The sequence below is a fragment of the Pyxidicoccus fallax genome, from assembly GCF_012933655.1.
In the GTDB taxonomy this organism is placed as follows: Bacteria; Myxococcota; Myxococcia; order Myxococcales; family Myxococcaceae; genus Myxococcus; species Myxococcus fallax.
In genome coordinates, this window is the sequence record NZ_JABBJJ010000044.1 from 1 (window position 1) to 15,595 (window position 15,595).

Sequence of the window (15,595 nt, forward strand, 5' to 3'; positions counted from 1 at the left end):
GGGCTCATCCGGCGCAGCGCCGGACAGGCCCGCAGCATCGAGCTGCTGCTGGCCCCGGAACTTCTGCCCGTCCTACGCTGAGCAGGCCCAAAGCCAATCGGTCAGAACCTCTGTGCTGAGGTACTAGGTCCAATATCCATGCGCCGGCACTCGGAGTAGAAGTAGCCGCACTGACGTGACCCGGTACCTCCTCGGGTTGCTGGCCGTCTGGGTGTTTCCCGGCATGAACCCAGAGCCACTTCGCATGGAAAGCCTACCGTTCTTACGTCAGGCCTTCTGCTTGACGTTGGCAGTCCTTGCTTTGGCCAGAGACGTTTACAGCAGAAGCCGTGAGCGCTTCAAACAGCGTCTGACACTGTTGGTCTGAGCACGGTATTGATTGATGCCCCGCAGCACGCCGTGGTTCATCCACGAGACGAGGCCCCCTGTTCCCGGGCGCGGCGCGGGCTTTCATCACACAGGGAACAGGATGCCCATACCCATGCGCCACATCAGCTCATCTTTATCGACACGCTTCTCCATGTTTGTCCTGGTCTCCCTGTCGGCGGGTGCCGTGGCCATGGGCTGCGTCGCGGCGCCCACCGACTCGCACGACGAGCCCCGCGGCTCGACCGATTCCGCGTTGACGGAAGGGCAATGTGAGTACTTCGAGGTCAATGGCAAGGTGCAGATCTGTCACGCCACCGGTTCCGCCAATCATCCTTACACTGTCCTCAGGCTCAGCGAACAGGCGTGCATCGACGGGCACGATGGCCACCCCGGCGACTACGTCACCAGCACCGACCCGAGCTCCCCCCTCTACGACCCCACGTGCCAGGGTCAGGGCTGTCTGCCCAAGAACGCGCCGTGCGGCCCCATGGTGCCCTGCTGCGACGGCCTCACCTGCAGGGAAGGCACCTGCCAGGTCGACCTCTGCACGGGGGTGGTCTGCGCGCCTCTCGACGCGTGCCACACCGCGGGCACCTGTGATCCGTCGACCGGGCTGTGCTCCAATCCTGTGGCTCCCGACGGCACGGCGTGCGACGACAGCGACGCCTGCACCCAGCCGGACACCTGCCAGGGCGGGGTCTGCACCGGCACCCCGGCAGCCGACACGACCAGCAACATGGCCCACCGGTGGACCTTCGACGAGGCCGGCGGCAGCACGGCCCTGGACTCGGCGGGCACGTCGAACGGAACGCTCGGCAGCTCGACGTCGCGGACGGTCAGCTTCGACGGCTCCGGCGCCATCACGCTCACGCCCACCCAGCAGTGCGATCTCAACGCCCACGTCGACTTCGGCCTCGCGCCCGGGCAATTCGGGACGAACGCCTTCACCGTGAGCTATTGGCTGAAGACGACCTTCAACGCCCCCGGCAGCGGAGATCTCATCGGGAACCGGGTGGAGGGGAGCGCAGGCAACTTCCTCTCGGCAAGGCTCAACGGCGGCACCTCGGTAGCGTCGCTCGAGATGTACGAGAACGCGGCAGGCACCAACGGTGCAGGCGTCAACGTCTCTCCATCGCCGCTCAACGACGGCAGCTGGCACCACGTCGCCTATACCCGCAGCGGGACCTCGCTCAAGGTGTACATCGACGGCGTACTGGTCGGCTCCGCCACCAGCGCCGCGCCGACGAACCTCACGGGCGCCAATTCGTTCCGCATCGGCCGCAGGCTACCGACCTGCCTGAGCACCTTCTCCAGCATTCCGGCTTCGTTCGATGATGTCCGGACCTACAGCCGCGAGCTCTCCGCCTGCGACGTCGCCGCGATGACGACGCCCTAGCCACCGGGGCCGCGGTGACGGGCTGGAGCAGAGAGGGCGAGGAGGGCCTCTGACGAGGGGGCCCTCCGAGCTGTGTGTCGGGCCGGTGCGCACGACAACGCAGGAAACATCCACACAAGCCAGAGCTCCTCCGACATTCATTGTTTGCCTTGGTGTGACTGGGTGTCTGGCAAGGCTTTAGACAGTTCCTCACCAGGATGGAGGGGGTATTCCGCCCCCGGCCGGTGATGAAGGATGGAGATTGACGTCATGTCGATTGGAATTGCATTCCGCCGCGGGACGGTGTTGCTCGCGGTTCTGGAGTTGGGGGCGCTGCTCGGCTGTGGCGTCAACGCGGACCTGTCCGAGTCCGCGGAGCCAGACGCGTCGCCCGCCGAGACCCTGCGCGGCAGCGAGGCGGACCTCTATGTGGCCTCCGCGCGATTGTGGCGGCCGATGACCGTGGCCGTGTGCTGGGAGAACCCGGGGCTGTTGGATGGCGTGCAGCGGCAGTGGGTGCGCGACGCGGTGGCTCGTACGTGGGAAGCCCGCTCGGGTGTTCGCTTCACCGGTTGGGGCACCTGTGCGGCGGCGTCCTCGGGCATCCGCATCAACATCAGCGACACGGGCCCGCATGTGAAGGCGCTGGGCAACGGGCTCAACGGCATGGCCCAGGGCATGGTGCTGAACTTCACGTTCAACAACTGGAGCACGTCGTGCCGCAGCCAGCTCCAGTACTGCATCGAAGCCATCGCGGTGCACGAGTTCGGCCACGCCATGGGCTACGCCCACGAGCAGAACCGTCCGGACACGCCGTCCTCCTGTACCGAGCCCCCGCAGGGCTCCTCGGGTGACTTGATCATCGGCCCGTGGGACCTGAGCTCGGTGATGAACTACTGCAATCCGCAGTGGAACGGAAATGGCAACCTGAGCGTCACGGACCAACAGGGAGCGCAGCAGACGTATGGTGTTCCCTGGGATTCGCTGGGGGGGAATCACACCTCGGGGCCCGCGGTGGCCGCGAGAGGCGCGAACCGGCTGGACGTGTTCGCTCGGGGCACGGACAACCAGCTGTGGCAGGCGTACTGGACTGGAGGAACCACGTGGAACTTGTGGTTCCCGCTCGGCGGCAACCTGACGTCGGACCCGGCGGCGGTGAGCCGGGACTCCACCCGCATCGACGTTTTCGCGCGGGGCGCGGACAACTCCATCATGCAGAAGACCTGGAATGGACTCGTGTGGAGTGGCTGGTCATCGCTGGGCGGTAATTTCGCCTCGGGACCCGCGGTGGCCTCGTGGAGCGCGAGCCGGATGGACGTGTTCGTCCGGGGCACGGACAACCAGCTGTGGCAGGCGTACTGGACGGGAACCACGTGGAACGCGTGGTTCCCGCTCGGCGGCAACCTGGCGTCGGACCCGGCGGCGGTGAGCTGGGGGCTCGGCCGCATCGACGTTTTCGCGCGGGGCGCGGACAACTCCATCGTGCAGAAGTACTGGAATGGAACCGCGTGGAGCGGCTGGTCGTCGCTGGGCGGTAACTTCACCTCCTCTCCCGCGGTGGCTTCGCGGGGCGCGAACCTGCTGGACGTGTTCGCCCGGAGCTCGGACAACAGCCTGTGGATGAACAGCTGGAATGGCTCGAGCTGGAGCGGGTGGCAGTGGCTCGGCGGTGAGCTGGCTTCCGCGCCAGATGCCGTGAGCAAGGGGGCGGGCCAGGTGGATCTCTTCTACATCGCCCCGGATGGCTCGATGCGGCACTCCGGGTACAACAACGGGTGGTGAGCGGTTGAGCCGACGTTGAACAGCGCGCGCGCCTCTCCCAGGAAGCTTGCGACGCGGAGCCCGAGTTCATCACGTACGTGCTGGATGTCGATTCCGCTCTAGCCGCGCTCCTCGAGGCGCGCACGAGGGACCCCATCCCGCCCGTACACCGCTCCCATGCCTGCTCCCCGCAACAGGGCGCGCGATTCCCTATGACGAGCAGGTCCGGCGCGCACTCGCTCACGGACCTGCTCGTCGTCGTTCTCGTGGCGCAGGCCACCGCGCCTAGCCTGACGGGAGAGTCAAAGGGGCTGCTCGACAGCCTCTTGCGGGTCGCCACCCTCTTCGCCTGGAGCGTGGCGCTGGGCGCGCGGCGGAGCTGCGGATGCACGGGGGCACGGACGTGAAGGACGTCGCCCGCGCCTACCTCGAGCCGAGCGGGATGATCAGCGTCATCCGCGCGGACCGGAAAGCGCCCGACGCGTCAACGAAGCCGCCCGTCATGGGCTGACGCTCGACGGCGCGGGAGCCGCTGGGGAGGAACGGCCGGGCCTCGCGGCCGAGGCTGGGAACAGACCGCCCCCCCCGCGTGTTGTACGGGGAGGCCCGGCGCGGCGGTCCGCTGCCTGCGGAACACAGGCCTCTTCGACCTGACAGGAGCTTCGACGTGCGCACGTGTCCACCCCTCGCTTCGTTCAGCATCCGCTCGGACGGCCGGGGACCGGGTGCGCCTCGCTCCGTGATGCACAGGGCCGCCGCCTGGCTTGGGACGCTGGCCGCCGCATCTCGCTAGCCGCGAGCCGCGGACGGCCGAACCGCACTGGATGACCCACGTTCGCGTGCGCGGCCCGCCACGCCCGGCCGAGGTCTGCCCGCGCCACGCTCCCATCCCTTTTTCCCACAGGAGGTTTCCATGCCTACGTTCGTTCGCGAAATCATGCTCGATGACGTTGCCGTGCTCGTCCCCCGGACCTCGCTGCGAGAGGCCGCGGCGCGAATGGAGCGCTCGGGCCGGGGGCTCCTCGTCATCGCGGACGCGGAGCGAATCCACGGGCTGGTGACGATGCGCCGGCTCATCCTGGGCGCCGAGGCCGCTGCCCAGGGGCACCTCATTCATGGCGTCGGTGACCTGGTCAGCAAGCGTTTCGTCCTCGCACGCGAGGACGAGCGCCTCACGCAGCTCGCCCCGCGCATGGTGCGTGCTGGCGTCCGTCGCGCCATTGTCATCAGCGAGGACGGGCAGGCTTCCGGCGTCCTCACCACCCTGGAGCTCGCGCGCGCGGAGCGGTGCCGGCAGAAGCGCCTTCGCGCGGTGGACCTCGCGTCCGCGGACTCGTTCCCGGCAAGCGACGCACCCGCTTGGACTGGCACCCTGGCCGGCTGAGCCCGCCCTGCCCTTCAACGACGTTTCCTGGAATCAGCACCCACGAAGAAAGGACGAATCATGAGCCGCAACCCACGAATTCTCGTCAGCCGTTCGGACTTCGACCACCTTCAGCGACTCATCGACCAGCAGGGGGATGGGCGTGACGCGCCCCTCGTCGAGCGTCTCGACCAGGAACTCGCCCGAGCAGAGGTGGTGGAGCTGGTGCCACCCGGCGTCGTGGCGATGAACAGCACCGTGATTTTCGAGGAGGAGGGAGCGCCGGGTACGCGCCGTCAGGTCAAGCTCTGCTACCCGCGGGAGGCGCGCACCGACGAGGGCTGCATCTCCGTCCTCGCGCCCATTGGCAGCGCGTTGCTCGGGCTGTCCGTGGGGCAGAGCATCGATTGGGAGGTCCCGGGGGGCCGCCGCCGGCTGCGCATCCTCGCGGTTCCCGAGCAGCCCCTCCCCTCCGAGCGGCCGGCGGCCTGATGTCCGGGGCATGGTGCGGCGGCGCGGGCAGCCCCGCCCCCGCCGGAGGCACCGGAAGCGGCTCGCCCCTCTCCAACCGTGCGTATTCCGCCCAAGCCGCTCACCCGTTCCGGAGCTCCTCGCGGCAGATGCATGTGCCATCAAAACGCAAATTGTCCGGCGCATGCCCCGAAGCTCCTCCCCGGGAGAGGAGCTATGTCCGGGACTTGCGCTGAGGCGAGCCGGCCCGCTTGCTGCTCGCTCGCGGGGGCTTCGGCTTGCTCTTGCTCTTGCTCTTGCTCTCAAGGTTGAGCGCGACCGCGGCGCGGATGAGCGCCTTCAAGGCCGCCTCATCGATCTTGTCCCCTTCGTGGATGTCGATGGCGCGCCTGACATTCCCGTCGAGACTGGAGTTGAAGAGACCTGAAGGGTCCTCCAACGCCGCTCCCTTGAGGAACGTCATCTTGACGGCGGCCTTGTACGTCTCGCCCGTGCAGACGATGCCGCCGTGGGACCAGACGGGAGTCCCCCACTTCCACTCTTCGACGATTTCAGGGTCTGCCGCGTGGATGAGCTGGCGGACTTTCGCGAGCGTCTTCCCGCGCCAGTCGCCAAGTTCCATGATCTTCTCGTCAATCAATGCAGACGCGGATTCCACCGGAACGGGCTTTTTCATAGACATTCCCAAACGCTTGCACCTGTTTCGCTACGCTCAACGCCCCAGCAACCGGCGGCGCCAGAAGAAGTACGAGAGCCCCCAGAGCACTCCGGTGGCCGCCACCCAGCCCCACGCCTCCGGGCCATCCCCCACCGAGAGGTGGGCGATGAACGCCGAGACGAGGTTGATGGCGAAGCCGGCGTAGGCCCACTCCTTGAGCCGCGCGGGCACCGGCGCGAGCAGCAACAACACGCCGAGGAACTTGGCCCACGAGAGCCCCACCCGGAAGTAATCGGGGAAGCCGAGGTGGGTGAACGCCGCCGCCACCTGCGGCAGGCTCAGCTGCGCGTAGGCGGTGAAGCTCATCTGCAGACAGAAGAGCGCGGTGACGCTCCAATAGACGAGGGTCTTGGCCTTGGGGGTGGCCTGGGCGGCGACGAGGTCCGGCTTCCGCAGGGTCGATTCCATGAGGTTCTTTCTCCCACGCTTCAACGGTTCGGGGTGTTGGACGGCCTACCGGGGGACTCGACGCCGAACTGCCTCGCGTACTCGGCGGTCAATCGCTGCCAGCCTTCGGACTTCATCGCTTCGCCGCCGACGATGCGTCCAATCGACTCGCCCGCGAGGAACCGCTCCAGGACGTCGAAGCAGATGTGCCAGCCCGCGGCGCCCCACGAGATGAAGCCGCGGTGGATGTTGTGCCAGAGCGTGAGGCGCGTGCCGGTTCCGCGCGGCTCGAGTTCCCACCGGAGGTCGTTGCCCCCCCAGGTGTACTCGAGCAGCTTCGGCTCCTCGGCCCGCCTCACGGTGGACTCGGAGACCTGCGGTGTCGGTGTCCCGACCGTCGAGAGCCGCACCGGCCCCGCGCTGGCCAGACTCCGGTTGGCGTCGAACGGCGCCCATTCGGACAGGTGCGCGGGCTCGGTCAGCGCCTGCCACACCCTCGCCGGCGGATGACGGAGGTCCCGGACGAGGACGAGCGTCCACCTCTCGCCGTCCTTCTGGACCTCGGCTCCGGCCGCGGGGCCGGGCACATACTGCTCACGGTTTCTCATCGGTTCCCTTCCCTGCTGCCTGCTCCATGCGGTCGAGATGGCGTTCGAGCGCATCCACGTGGGCCTCCCAGAAGCGCCGGAAGGGCGCGAGCCAGGCGTCGATCTCCATGAGCGGCTCGGGCCGAATCCGATAGACGCGGCGCTGGGCTTCGACGCGCGACTCCACGAAGCCTGCCTCGCGCAGCACGCGCAGGTGCTTGGACACCGAGGTTTGAGGCATCCGCAGCTGGCGCTCGATCTCGCCGACGGATTGTTCCGACGACGCCAGCAGGCTGAGGATGGCCCGCCGGTTCGGCTCCGCGATGATTGCGAACGATGATTCCACGCCCCGTATATGACCCATTGGTCATATGCCCGTCAAGTCATATAACGGGGTCCATGGGAGGGCCCCCCTGCCCTCACCGTGGGCGGCCGGGTGCATCGGCGGCAAACACCGCTCGGTGGCAATTGCCGCTGGATTGACGCACCGCCCAAGGAGTAGCGCGGACCCGGGTCAATTCCTGTGGTTGTTGTTCCAAGCAGGGCTCTGGTTCGTATGGGATAGAGCTTGAACCAAGGTCTGGGACTCCCCGTCTCAGGAGTTCCATCCATGTCTCTCTCCCCGCGTGCTGTCTGGCTTCGTGCCGCCGTGTCCCTGTCCGCCTGTGGCGGGCTGGAGGAATCCCAGCAGCCCTCGCCCGAGGCTGGCGCCGTGGACGAGCAGGCCAGCGCGCTCCTCAACGGCACGTCGAATGGCTGCGGGTTCGCCATCGACAAGTTCAACGTTCCGCTCTCGCCGCCGTACTACAACATCTACCTGCGCCGCTCCGCCTCCGCGACGTGTGCGTATGCCGCGGCCCAGCAGGTGATTGGCGTGTCGTACACCAACCCGCCCATCTCTCTCGCGGCGAACGACCTGGGCGTGGTCACGAGCTACTCGTACAAGTACTCGCCGAGCGGCTCGGCCAACATCCAGTGCATGGTGCGCCAGTATGACCCGGCCACGATGGCGCTCGTGCGCGAGCACAGCATCGTGGTGATGTACGGCGCGGGCAACGTGACCGACTGTCAGGTGTCCATCAACAGCGACGGCACCACGGTGACGGTGCGGGGCACCAAGACGGGCCCGCTGATGGGGTCGTGCTGTTCTCCAGGCCCCGGCGCGATAGCCTGCGACCTCCATGCGTGATGCTCCCTGGGCCGTTCAAGCCGCGGCAGAGCAGTTCTGGAGTGTGTTCGTCGCTCGCGTGGCGCCGCTGCGGCCCGGCTTCGAAGCGTCTCCCAGGAGCATCTTCGACGCCGTGGAGCAGGCACTCCAAGGGGCGGGCTTCGACCTCGCCTTCGACCTCACCGCGGACACGGATTCGACCGTCCTGCTCATCTTCACTCCAGAAGGAGATGCAGAGGCGGCGCGTGTCGTTGACGCACTCGTCGCGCGGGCGCCGGCTCTTCCCGGGTGGCGGGTGTTGGGGCGCAGGCCGCGCGCACGCTCCTGGAGCGATGCGCTGACCCTCGTCGGCACCATCGCCGAGGTGGACCTCGGGGACGCCAGGTTCTGGATGTCCCCGCCTTCGTCCGGCGGCGGCATCCATCTCGCGATGGTCGCGGCGGCACTCGGCGACTTCGAGCCAGAGGGTGCAAGAGCCGTGGCCATGCTGACGCTCCATCACCTGCTCGGTGAGGCATTCGTGATGCAGGCGGTCCGTGAAGTCACGGCCGCCGCCACGGAACAGGACGGCCGCGAGTACATGTCCGCGGAGCAGTTGGTGCGGACGCTCTGTTCTCCCGACGAGGTGTGAGCCTGGGTGCTGCGCGCACGCTGCATCGGCTCTCCCCGAAGGCCCGAGAAGAACTCCCAGGCCCAGGAATCAATCGTCTGACGCAGCGTCCCGGCTCTCCAGGGATGGGGCGGCGGAATCCGGACCCGGAGCGCTGATGGCGCTCCGGTGTGGCCGCGGTGCTCAGGGGTTCGTGAACCCGATGATCTGGTGACCCGCGACGACCCGGACGGTGTTGTCCGGCGGCGTCGGGTTCTTCGTGATCACGGCACGATTGCGCATCAACGCGGTGCGGACGCGGGTGATGGGACTCGCGCCGTGGGCCTGGGCAAGCAGGGCGGAGGCTTCAGCGGGGATGTCCACGAAGCCGCTCTCACCCGGCTCGACGCACGTGAGGACGACCTGCTTCTTCTTCGCCGGTGGAAGCGCATAGGGCGAGAGGCCCGCCGTCGGTCCATCCGTCGTCTGGAGCTGGATGATGGTGAACTCCGCGGCCCCGCAAACTCCTCCCTCACCAGCGCACCCGAGGCGGAAGGTGCGGCCGTCGAGGGGAACATGGTCGAGCTGTGCCGCGGTGGCCAGGTCGGGCGTGAAGGCCCTGCCAATGTCTTCCACCGTCGTCTCCGGGAAGTGGAAGGGGGTGTCGCTACCGGGGGTGATGCGCACACGGACGTGGTCGGAGTCGCGGAGCGGATCTCCAGGGGCCTCGTCCTCGGGAGTCCCTGGCACGGGCCCGGCGCCAGCGAGCACCTGGTAGGTGCCAGCAGCAGGGGCCGGGTCGGTGCCCGGCGCCTTGGCGATGCGTACCTCGGTAGGGCTCGTCACGGCGACGATGGGAAAGCTGCCGCTCGCCCCCGGCACGCCTCGCAGTTGCAGATAGCGGCCCGAATCATCCGGCCCGAACGCCGCGCCGCTGATGGAGACCCGCGCGGTGTTGGGGGGGGCTCCCGTCCCCGCGGCGTGCTCCAGCACGACCTCGCCCTGCCCCGCCGCCGTCGGACAGACGTACCCCGCTCCGTCCTGGAAGACGCAGCCCGGACCCAGGCTCGCGCTCGGCCCCTCGATGGACAGCGTGCCCACGTCACCGGCGGCGCGTGGCGGCGGGTCGGACTCGACGTCATACACCCAGACCTTGCAGCCCGTGAGCTGTCCGGGCTCCTCGTCGTAGTCGGGCGCCCGCGTCGCGGTGCTCAGGTCGACGAGCACCGACAACCCGTGTCCGAGCTGCGGGGCGCCGAGGAGCTTGCGGTCCTGGATGGAGATGGTGCCGGCGTGGGTGGAAGCAGGCGTGCCCGAGTCGGGGGACCCTCCGGGCCCTTCGTCGGGGACGTCCTTGGGACAACCGAACAGCGCCAGCAGGACGACGAGCCCCGGGATTCGTGATGCCGACATGCGACCTCCGCGTTTGCGTGGAAAGTAAGCGGTGATTACATTGGCATGGATAGACGCGGGCCCGGGCCTCGCGCAACAAAATAAGCGTCGCTTACATCCGGCCTCGCGTTGCGAGGCCCGGCGGGGAGACCTATGCTCGCCGCACCATGTCCGCCGAGCGCCGACGGCCCATCGCCAAGAAGCCTGCATCCGCGTACCACCACGGTCGCCTGCGCGAGGCGCTGATTGCCGCCGCGCTCCGGCTCATTGGTGGCGGTGAGGACGTCAACCTCCGAGAGGCGGCGCGGCTCGTGGGGGTGTCACCCGGCGCCCCGTTCCGGCACTTCCGCGACAAGGCCGCGTTGCTCGCGGCCGTGGCCGAGGAGACGATGCGGCGCTTCCGTCACGAGGTCGTCACCGCGCTCGGCGCGGCGCCCTCCGCGCCTTCCTCGCAGATTCACGCGATGGCCGTGGCGTATCTGCGGTTCGCGCTCGGAGAGCCTGCCTACTTCCGGGCGTTCGCGCAGGCAGGTGAGCTCGGGTTCTTCGACAGCGATTTCTTCAAGAAGGAGAACCAGGAGACCCTGGACGCGCTCGATGGCTTGATTGTCGAGGGACAGCAAAGGGGCGAGGTCGCGCCCGGCGATCCCCGAGTCGTGCACCTGGCGGCGCGGGCCTTCGTCTACGGCCTGGGGCGCATGTACGTGGAGGGCCACTTCGCGCGGCTGGGGCTCGGCGGGGAATCTCCGCTCGCGGTGGCCGAGCAGGCGCTGGCTGTCTTCGAGCGGGGGCTCCTGCGCTCCGAGCCTTCCCGCCCGCCTGGAACCTCTCGGCGCTCCGCCAAGGACAAGCTGCCCTGACCTTTCGGGCATGGCGCGGGAAGAAGGCTGCTCAGTCGAAGGAGCGTGCCGGGCGCCAGTCGCGGTCCACCCGCTTCGCGCTCACGCCGCGCTTCTTCAGCGTGGTGACATCGTCCCGCTGGACCGACAGCGTGTCGCCGTCCCACTTCCACTCGACGATGTACTCGCCATCCTCTTGCTGCGGGAGGAGCATGACGCGAACCGTGCCGTCGTCGCTCACCGTGGGGTTGCTCCAGGACCACCGCTCCTCGTCGATGTCGGAGGTGAGGACCCCCCGCTGTTCGATGCGCTTTTCCGTCACGCGCGTCAGCGTCAGGGCCGTCGAGCACCCGCCCATGCGACAGCCGGAGCCCTCGTTGCTGAAGAAGACGTCGGTGCCGTCACTCGCGCGCAGGCGCACGGCGCCCTCCATGAAGCTGGGCGCGTTCGTCGGGTAGTAGCGGACGAGCTTCCACTGGCCGTCCACCTCGGCCAGGAGCACCCGCCGGCCGAACGTACCGCGCGAGATGCCGCTGAACTCGTACCCCTCGCACCCGTCGAGCGCGATGAAGGCTTCCTGCCTGCCGGGTTCGACGAAGGAGCCCTCGGCCACTTCCCCCAGGGACGGCGCGCGTGCATCGTTTCCGATGAAACCGAGCGGACAGCGCGGACAGGACAGCCACTCATGCCCCGACACCTCGGAGCGGTTGAAGACGGGCTCCACGCCGCACACGAGGCGCATCCACTCCCAGCGCGTGTCATCCTCCGTGACCCGGGCGGGGAAGCCGGTGCCCACGTCCTCCTCGGGGACATCCGTGCCTGCGTCCTCCTCCGAAGCGGCGGTGCCCGAGCTGCCCGCGTCCAGCTCGGAACATGAGGACGCGAGGCCCCGGCGGCATGCCGTCACCGCGTACGCCTTCGCGACCTCCGCGTCTCCCTGCGCGGCGAGCCGCCGTGCCTCGGTGTCGCACGCTTGCGCATCCCCCAGCTCGCACGCGGCGGAGCAGTCCCCCAGCTCACAGGCACGCTTCGCGAGCGCCGCCTGCTTCACGCCCTTGAACCAGCCCCGTCGCCCCAGACGTATGAGCGTCAGACAGGCCACGGGTTCGTCGCCCTCGCAGGCTTTCTCCTCGAGCGACTGGGCCTGCTTGAAGTCGCGTTTCTCCTGCGCCAGGTAGGACTGCGCGACGAAGTGGCACGTCCGCGTCGCGCCCTTGTCGCAGGCCGAGCGGCAGCTGTCCGTATCGAGGCCCTTCGTCTTCGAGCACACGAGCTCGCACCCACGGGAGTCCCCGGCGCCGCACGCGCTCCGAAGCGCATCGAACGCGCGGCCGTACTCCTCTTTGTCCGCCATGGGGGCGTCGTCGAGCTTCCCCTGGAGCCCATCGATGACTCGCAAGGCCTGCTCCACACACGAGGCCTGCCGGCCGAGCTCGCATGCCTTCTTGTCGAGTTCCTGTGCGCGCTTCACCTCCGCGGGTGTCCGCGCGAGGACGGAGGCCGCCGCCGCGCACGCGTCCGCCACCTGGCCATCGCACGCGCGCAGCCACGGCTTCATCGCCTCGGCCTCGTTCTTCTCCGTCCCGACTCCCTCGGCGAGAAGCCGTCCCTGGCGCAGGCAGCTCGTGAGGACGCCCTTGTCACAGGCGCGCGTGTAGAGCCGCAACGCCTCCGCGGGCTGCTTCTCGGCCTCGGCCCGTTGCGCCTTCGTATCCAGCGTGGGGCCGCTGTCGAAGGCCTCGCAGCCCGACAGGACGAAGAGAACCACCAGCGAGAGAAGCCATGCTCCCCAACCCCCACGGACTCCGAACCGGGCACCCATCAGGCCATCTAACGGCGTGCTCCGGGGGCGCACAAGGAGGGGGTCATTCCCGATACAGGGTGCGCCGCAGGAAGCCGAGCGCCCGCCCCCAGGCGTCGTTCCAGTCCTCTGCCCGCATGTAGTGGTCCGACTCCGGGTACTCGTAGTGTCCCACGTGCGAGCCCAGCCGGGGGAACTCCCTCCAGAGCCGCTGCGCGAAGTCCCGGGCCTGATGCGCGGGGACGAGCGGGTCCTTCCCCGCGTTCAGCAGGAGCAGCGGGTGGCGCGCGCAGTCCCGGGGACGGTGGACGGGCGCGTCCTGCATCAGCCAGCGCAGTTCGTCGGTGACATGGCCATCCCGGGGTGTCCAATCCGGCGAGCCGAGGATGGACACCGTCGCCTGGACGCGGGAGTCATGGGCCGCGACGGCCAGCGCCGTGTACGCGCCGAACGACACGCCCGCGAGGCCAATGGGCCAGTGTCCCTCCCCCACCACATGGTCGATGACGCGTGAGACCTCGGGGACGGCCTCGCGGATGAAGTAGAGCAGGCGTGCGTGGTAGTCGGTCGGGCCGAGCGAGGGCATCCCGTCGAGCCAGCCGTCGCGCCGGGCGCCATGGTGCGGGGCGTCCATGCCGACGGCGGCCATGCCCCACGTCGCGAGCGCATCCAGCTCGAAGCGCTGCGCGTCGGCATTCGAGAACAGCCCATGCAGCACGATGACGGCGGGGCCGGGCCGGGGCTCGTAGTGCACCTTGAGGACGGGGATGTGACCATCCACGCGGAAGCGGTGTGCGTCGGGCATGGGACGAGTCTGCCCTTCTCCGGTGCGGTCTGGGGAGCCCCGCGCTCGCCAGATGTCTCCGGTGGAGCACGAACACCCCATCATCGCACTGGTGTGGCTTGGGCAATGCAGTTGCGAATGTGGCCGGCTCCTGAAGCGGAAACAGCCCCTCCGTGTTGTCACGGCAGACGCCTGTGGGGCACGTGGGCCACACGATGTGGGGTTGGCTCCTCGTATATCCGGGGCGCATGGCGCGCCCATGCGCCACGCTTCCAGGTGGGTTCGCCCAAGCACTCCCATGGCACATGGCTTGCGAGGCGACCGTGGATGCCCTCGGGCCGCACGACGCGGGCAGCGATTCGCAGCAGTTCTCGCGAGGAGTGGCGCATGACCGCAGTCAGTCTTGGCCGACGTTCATCATCTTGGGTTCTCATCCTGGCACTCTCCATCTCGGGAGTGCTCCCTGGCTGCGGCTCGTCGGAGAAGGACCCGCCCGAAGAGACTCCTTCGCCCGACGCGGGAAGTCCTTCGCCCGACGCGGGAAGTCCTCCTCCCGACGGAGGGCACCCTCCTCTTGACGGAGGAACTCCGCCAACCGACGGCGGGAATCCGCTGCCTGACGGGGGGACTCCGCCAACCGACGGTGGAATTCCTCCACCACCGCCCCCTGCATTCACCTGGGGCAACGGCACGGAGACCGGCACGCTCGTGGGCAACGTGTGGACTCCCGGGCGTGACGCGGAGGGGCTGGTGAACGCGGCGTCGTGGGAGCTCGTCCCCAAGGGGCGGTGGATCGAAGTCGCGGGCACGCCGCTCACGTCGCTCGACGCGGCGGTCAAGGCGGCGCTGCCTGGCTTCCGGGACCTCGGCTCCGGTGGGATTGCCGCGGTCATCAACGCCTACTCCGGCGTGGCGGTCGACGCGCCTCGTGCGCGTTGGTGGGCCTTCGGTGGCGGGCATGCCGACAGCTCCAACAACGGCCTCTACCGCTTCGACATGGCGAAGATGCGCTGGAGCATCGAGCAGCTCCCCGACAACTCGGCGAACTGGACGGGCGTCACCTATGGAATCACGTACAGCTTCTACCCACCCGCCGATGCGTACGCGAAGGCCCACCCGGACAGCGACGTCTTCAATGACGAGTTCTTCGACCCGGACCGGCCCGCCGCGTCGACCGGAAACCCGGTGGCCCGCCACACGTACAACGGGCTCGTCTACAACCCGGACCTCCAGGAGGTGGCCTTTGGTGTCCGGCGCATGTGGCGCTACAGCCTGACCACGCGCACCTGGAAGCGCCACAATCCCTTCAACACTCCGGGAGCCTCCTACAACGGAGCCACCGGATACGGTGGCTCGCAGGGCTGGACGTTCTGGGACGAGGTGAAGCACCGCTACCTCTTCGGCCCCACGGAGAACTACAACTATTCGCGCTGGTGGTCCTTCGACACCGACGACCAGTCCTGGAACTGGGAGACCATCACTCCCCCCGCCTGGCATTTCGCCCAGATGGTCAGGGTCGGTCGGACGCTGGTGAGCTTCCCCTACCCGGAGGCCGAGCACGGATCCTTCCCAACCTTCCCTCCGAGGCTCATCACGTACGACATGGACACGGCGAAGTGGGGGGACCTGAAGCTGAAGCACGACCTCGAGGTCTCTCGCATCTACACCGATTACTTCGAGGGAATGATCTTCACGTATGTGCCACCGCTCAACCGCTACATCGCCGCGTTTCCGTATGACCGCGACGGGGACGGGCGGCGCGAGTACCGGACCTTCGAAGTGGACCCGGTGAAGCTCGAACTCCGCGAGGCGCCGCAATGGGAGGCTGGCGCCTTCGGCGGGTGGCACGAGCTCGTCAAGAACCGCTTCTTCTACCTCGCGACGCACGACGCCCTCGTCTACGTGCGCAAGGGCGAGGAGAACCTGCGCGTCTTCCGGCTCCCCTGAGCCAGCACCGCGTTCGCCAATGCCAGCATTCGGGGGCGCGGAAG

Annotated in this window: 17 protein-coding genes; 10 read left to right on the plus strand and 7 right to left on the minus strand. The window is 68.2% G+C overall.

Annotated features, from left to right (window positions below; all coding sequences use genetic code 11):
• Positions 1 to 481 precede the first annotated feature (481 nt).
• The 6 genes from HG543_RS12355 to rnk all read left to right on the plus strand — a co-directional run bounded on the left by HG543_RS12355 (position 482) and on the right by rnk (position 5,360).
• Positions 482 to 1,765: a LamG domain-containing protein gene (locus HG543_RS12355; protein ID WP_169344930.1), complete on the plus strand. Its 1,284-nt coding sequence runs from the start codon at positions 482 to 484 to the stop codon at positions 1,763 to 1,765.
• Positions 1,766 to 2,014: 249 nt separating this feature from the next.
• Positions 2,015 to 3,526, plus strand: coding sequence for a DUF8189 domain-containing protein (locus tag HG543_RS12360; RefSeq protein WP_169344931.1), 1,512 nt, complete (start codon positions 2,015 to 2,017; stop codon positions 3,524 to 3,526).
• A 191-nt stretch (positions 3,527 to 3,717) separates the two neighbouring features.
• Positions 3,718 to 3,912, plus strand: a complete 195-nt coding sequence (locus tag HG543_RS12365) for a hypothetical protein (protein ID WP_169344932.1) — start codon at positions 3,718 to 3,720, stop codon at positions 3,910 to 3,912.
• Positions 3,891 to 4,016 carry a DUF421 domain-containing protein gene (locus HG543_RS55215; protein ID WP_216673641.1) on the plus strand — a complete coding sequence of 42 codons (126 nt, stop codon included), beginning with the start codon at positions 3,891 to 3,893 and terminating at the stop codon, positions 4,014 to 4,016. Before HG543_RS12365 ends, HG543_RS55215 begins: the two co-directional genes overlap by 22 nt.
• 402 nt (positions 4,017 to 4,418) lie before the next feature.
• Complete coding sequence (locus HG543_RS12370; protein ID WP_169344933.1) at positions 4,419 to 4,889, plus strand: CBS domain-containing protein; 471 nt, start codon at positions 4,419 to 4,421, stop codon at positions 4,887 to 4,889.
• A 60-nt stretch (positions 4,890 to 4,949) separates the two neighbouring features.
• Complete coding sequence (gene rnk, locus HG543_RS12375; protein WP_169344934.1) at positions 4,950 to 5,360, plus strand: nucleoside diphosphate kinase regulator; 411 nt, start codon at positions 4,950 to 4,952, stop codon at positions 5,358 to 5,360.
• Positions 5,361 to 5,553: 193 nt separating this feature from the next.
• On the opposite strand, the gene HG543_RS12380 is transcribed toward rnk, so the two are convergent.
• From HG543_RS12380 to HG543_RS12395, 4 genes are read right to left on the minus strand one after another with little or no spacing between them, the layout of a single operon-like run.
• Positions 5,554 to 6,015: a DUF1801 domain-containing protein gene (locus tag HG543_RS12380; RefSeq protein ID WP_169344935.1), complete on the minus strand. Its 462-nt coding sequence runs from the start codon at positions 6,013 to 6,015 to the stop codon at positions 5,554 to 5,556.
• Positions 6,016 to 6,051: 36 nt separating this feature from the next.
• Positions 6,052 to 6,465, minus strand: a complete 414-nt coding sequence (locus HG543_RS12385) for a DoxX family protein (RefSeq protein ID WP_169344936.1) — start codon at positions 6,463 to 6,465, stop codon at positions 6,052 to 6,054.
• 20 nt (positions 6,466 to 6,485) lie between these two features.
• Positions 6,486 to 7,052: an SRPBCC family protein gene (locus HG543_RS12390; protein WP_169344937.1), complete on the minus strand. Its 567-nt coding sequence runs from the start codon at positions 7,050 to 7,052 to the stop codon at positions 6,486 to 6,488.
• On the minus strand, positions 7,039 to 7,377 hold the full coding sequence (locus HG543_RS12395; RefSeq protein WP_169344938.1) for a metalloregulator ArsR/SmtB family transcription factor: 339 nt from the start codon (positions 7,375 to 7,377) through the stop codon (positions 7,039 to 7,041). The genes HG543_RS12390 and HG543_RS12395 overlap by 14 nt, the downstream gene beginning before the upstream one ends.
• Positions 7,378 to 7,641: 264 nt before the next feature.
• Between HG543_RS12395 and HG543_RS12400 the strand changes: the two genes are divergently transcribed.
• Both HG543_RS12400 and HG543_RS12405 read left to right on the plus strand, forming a co-directional pair.
• Positions 7,642 to 8,220 carry a hypothetical protein gene (locus HG543_RS12400; RefSeq protein ID WP_169344939.1) on the plus strand — a complete coding sequence of 193 codons (579 nt, stop codon included), beginning with the start codon at positions 7,642 to 7,644 and terminating at the stop codon, positions 8,218 to 8,220.
• 43 nt (positions 8,221 to 8,263) lie between these two features.
• Positions 8,264 to 8,830 (plus strand): hypothetical protein, encoded by a 567-nt coding sequence (locus HG543_RS12405; protein ID WP_169344940.1) that lies wholly within the window; start codon positions 8,264 to 8,266, stop codon positions 8,828 to 8,830.
• 162 nt (positions 8,831 to 8,992) lie between these two features.
• Here the strand turns inward: HG543_RS12405 and HG543_RS12410 are convergent, their stop codons facing one another.
• Entirely contained in the window at positions 8,993 to 10,201 is a 1,209-nt protein-coding gene (locus HG543_RS12410; protein ID WP_169344941.1) for a hypothetical protein, read from the minus strand.
• Positions 10,202 to 10,347: 146 nt separating this feature from the next.
• Here HG543_RS12410 and HG543_RS12415 point away from each other — a divergent pair, with 146 nt between their 5' ends.
• The gene (locus HG543_RS12415) at positions 10,348 to 11,040 is read left to right on the plus strand and encodes a TetR/AcrR family transcriptional regulator (RefSeq protein WP_169344942.1); all 693 of its coding nucleotides are present in this window, start codon (positions 10,348 to 10,350) and stop codon (positions 11,038 to 11,040) included.
• A gap of 31 nt (positions 11,041 to 11,071) precedes the next feature.
• On the opposite strand, the gene HG543_RS12420 is transcribed toward HG543_RS12415, so the two are convergent.
• Both HG543_RS12420 and HG543_RS12425 read right to left on the minus strand, forming a co-directional pair.
• Positions 11,072 to 12,787 carry an SEL1-like repeat protein gene (locus HG543_RS12420; RefSeq protein WP_169344943.1) on the minus strand — a complete coding sequence of 572 codons (1,716 nt, stop codon included), beginning with the start codon at positions 12,785 to 12,787 and terminating at the stop codon, positions 11,072 to 11,074.
• Between the two features lie 97 nt (positions 12,788 to 12,884).
• Entirely contained in the window at positions 12,885 to 13,625 is a 741-nt protein-coding gene (locus HG543_RS12425) for a dienelactone hydrolase family protein (protein ID WP_169344944.1), read from the minus strand.
• Between the two features lie 687 nt (positions 13,626 to 14,312).
• Between HG543_RS12425 and HG543_RS12430 the strand changes: the two genes are divergently transcribed.
• Positions 14,313 to 15,551, plus strand: a complete 1,239-nt coding sequence (locus HG543_RS12430; RefSeq protein WP_246356965.1) for a hypothetical protein — start codon at positions 14,313 to 14,315, stop codon at positions 15,549 to 15,551.
• The last annotated feature ends 44 nt before the right edge of the window (positions 15,552 to 15,595 follow it).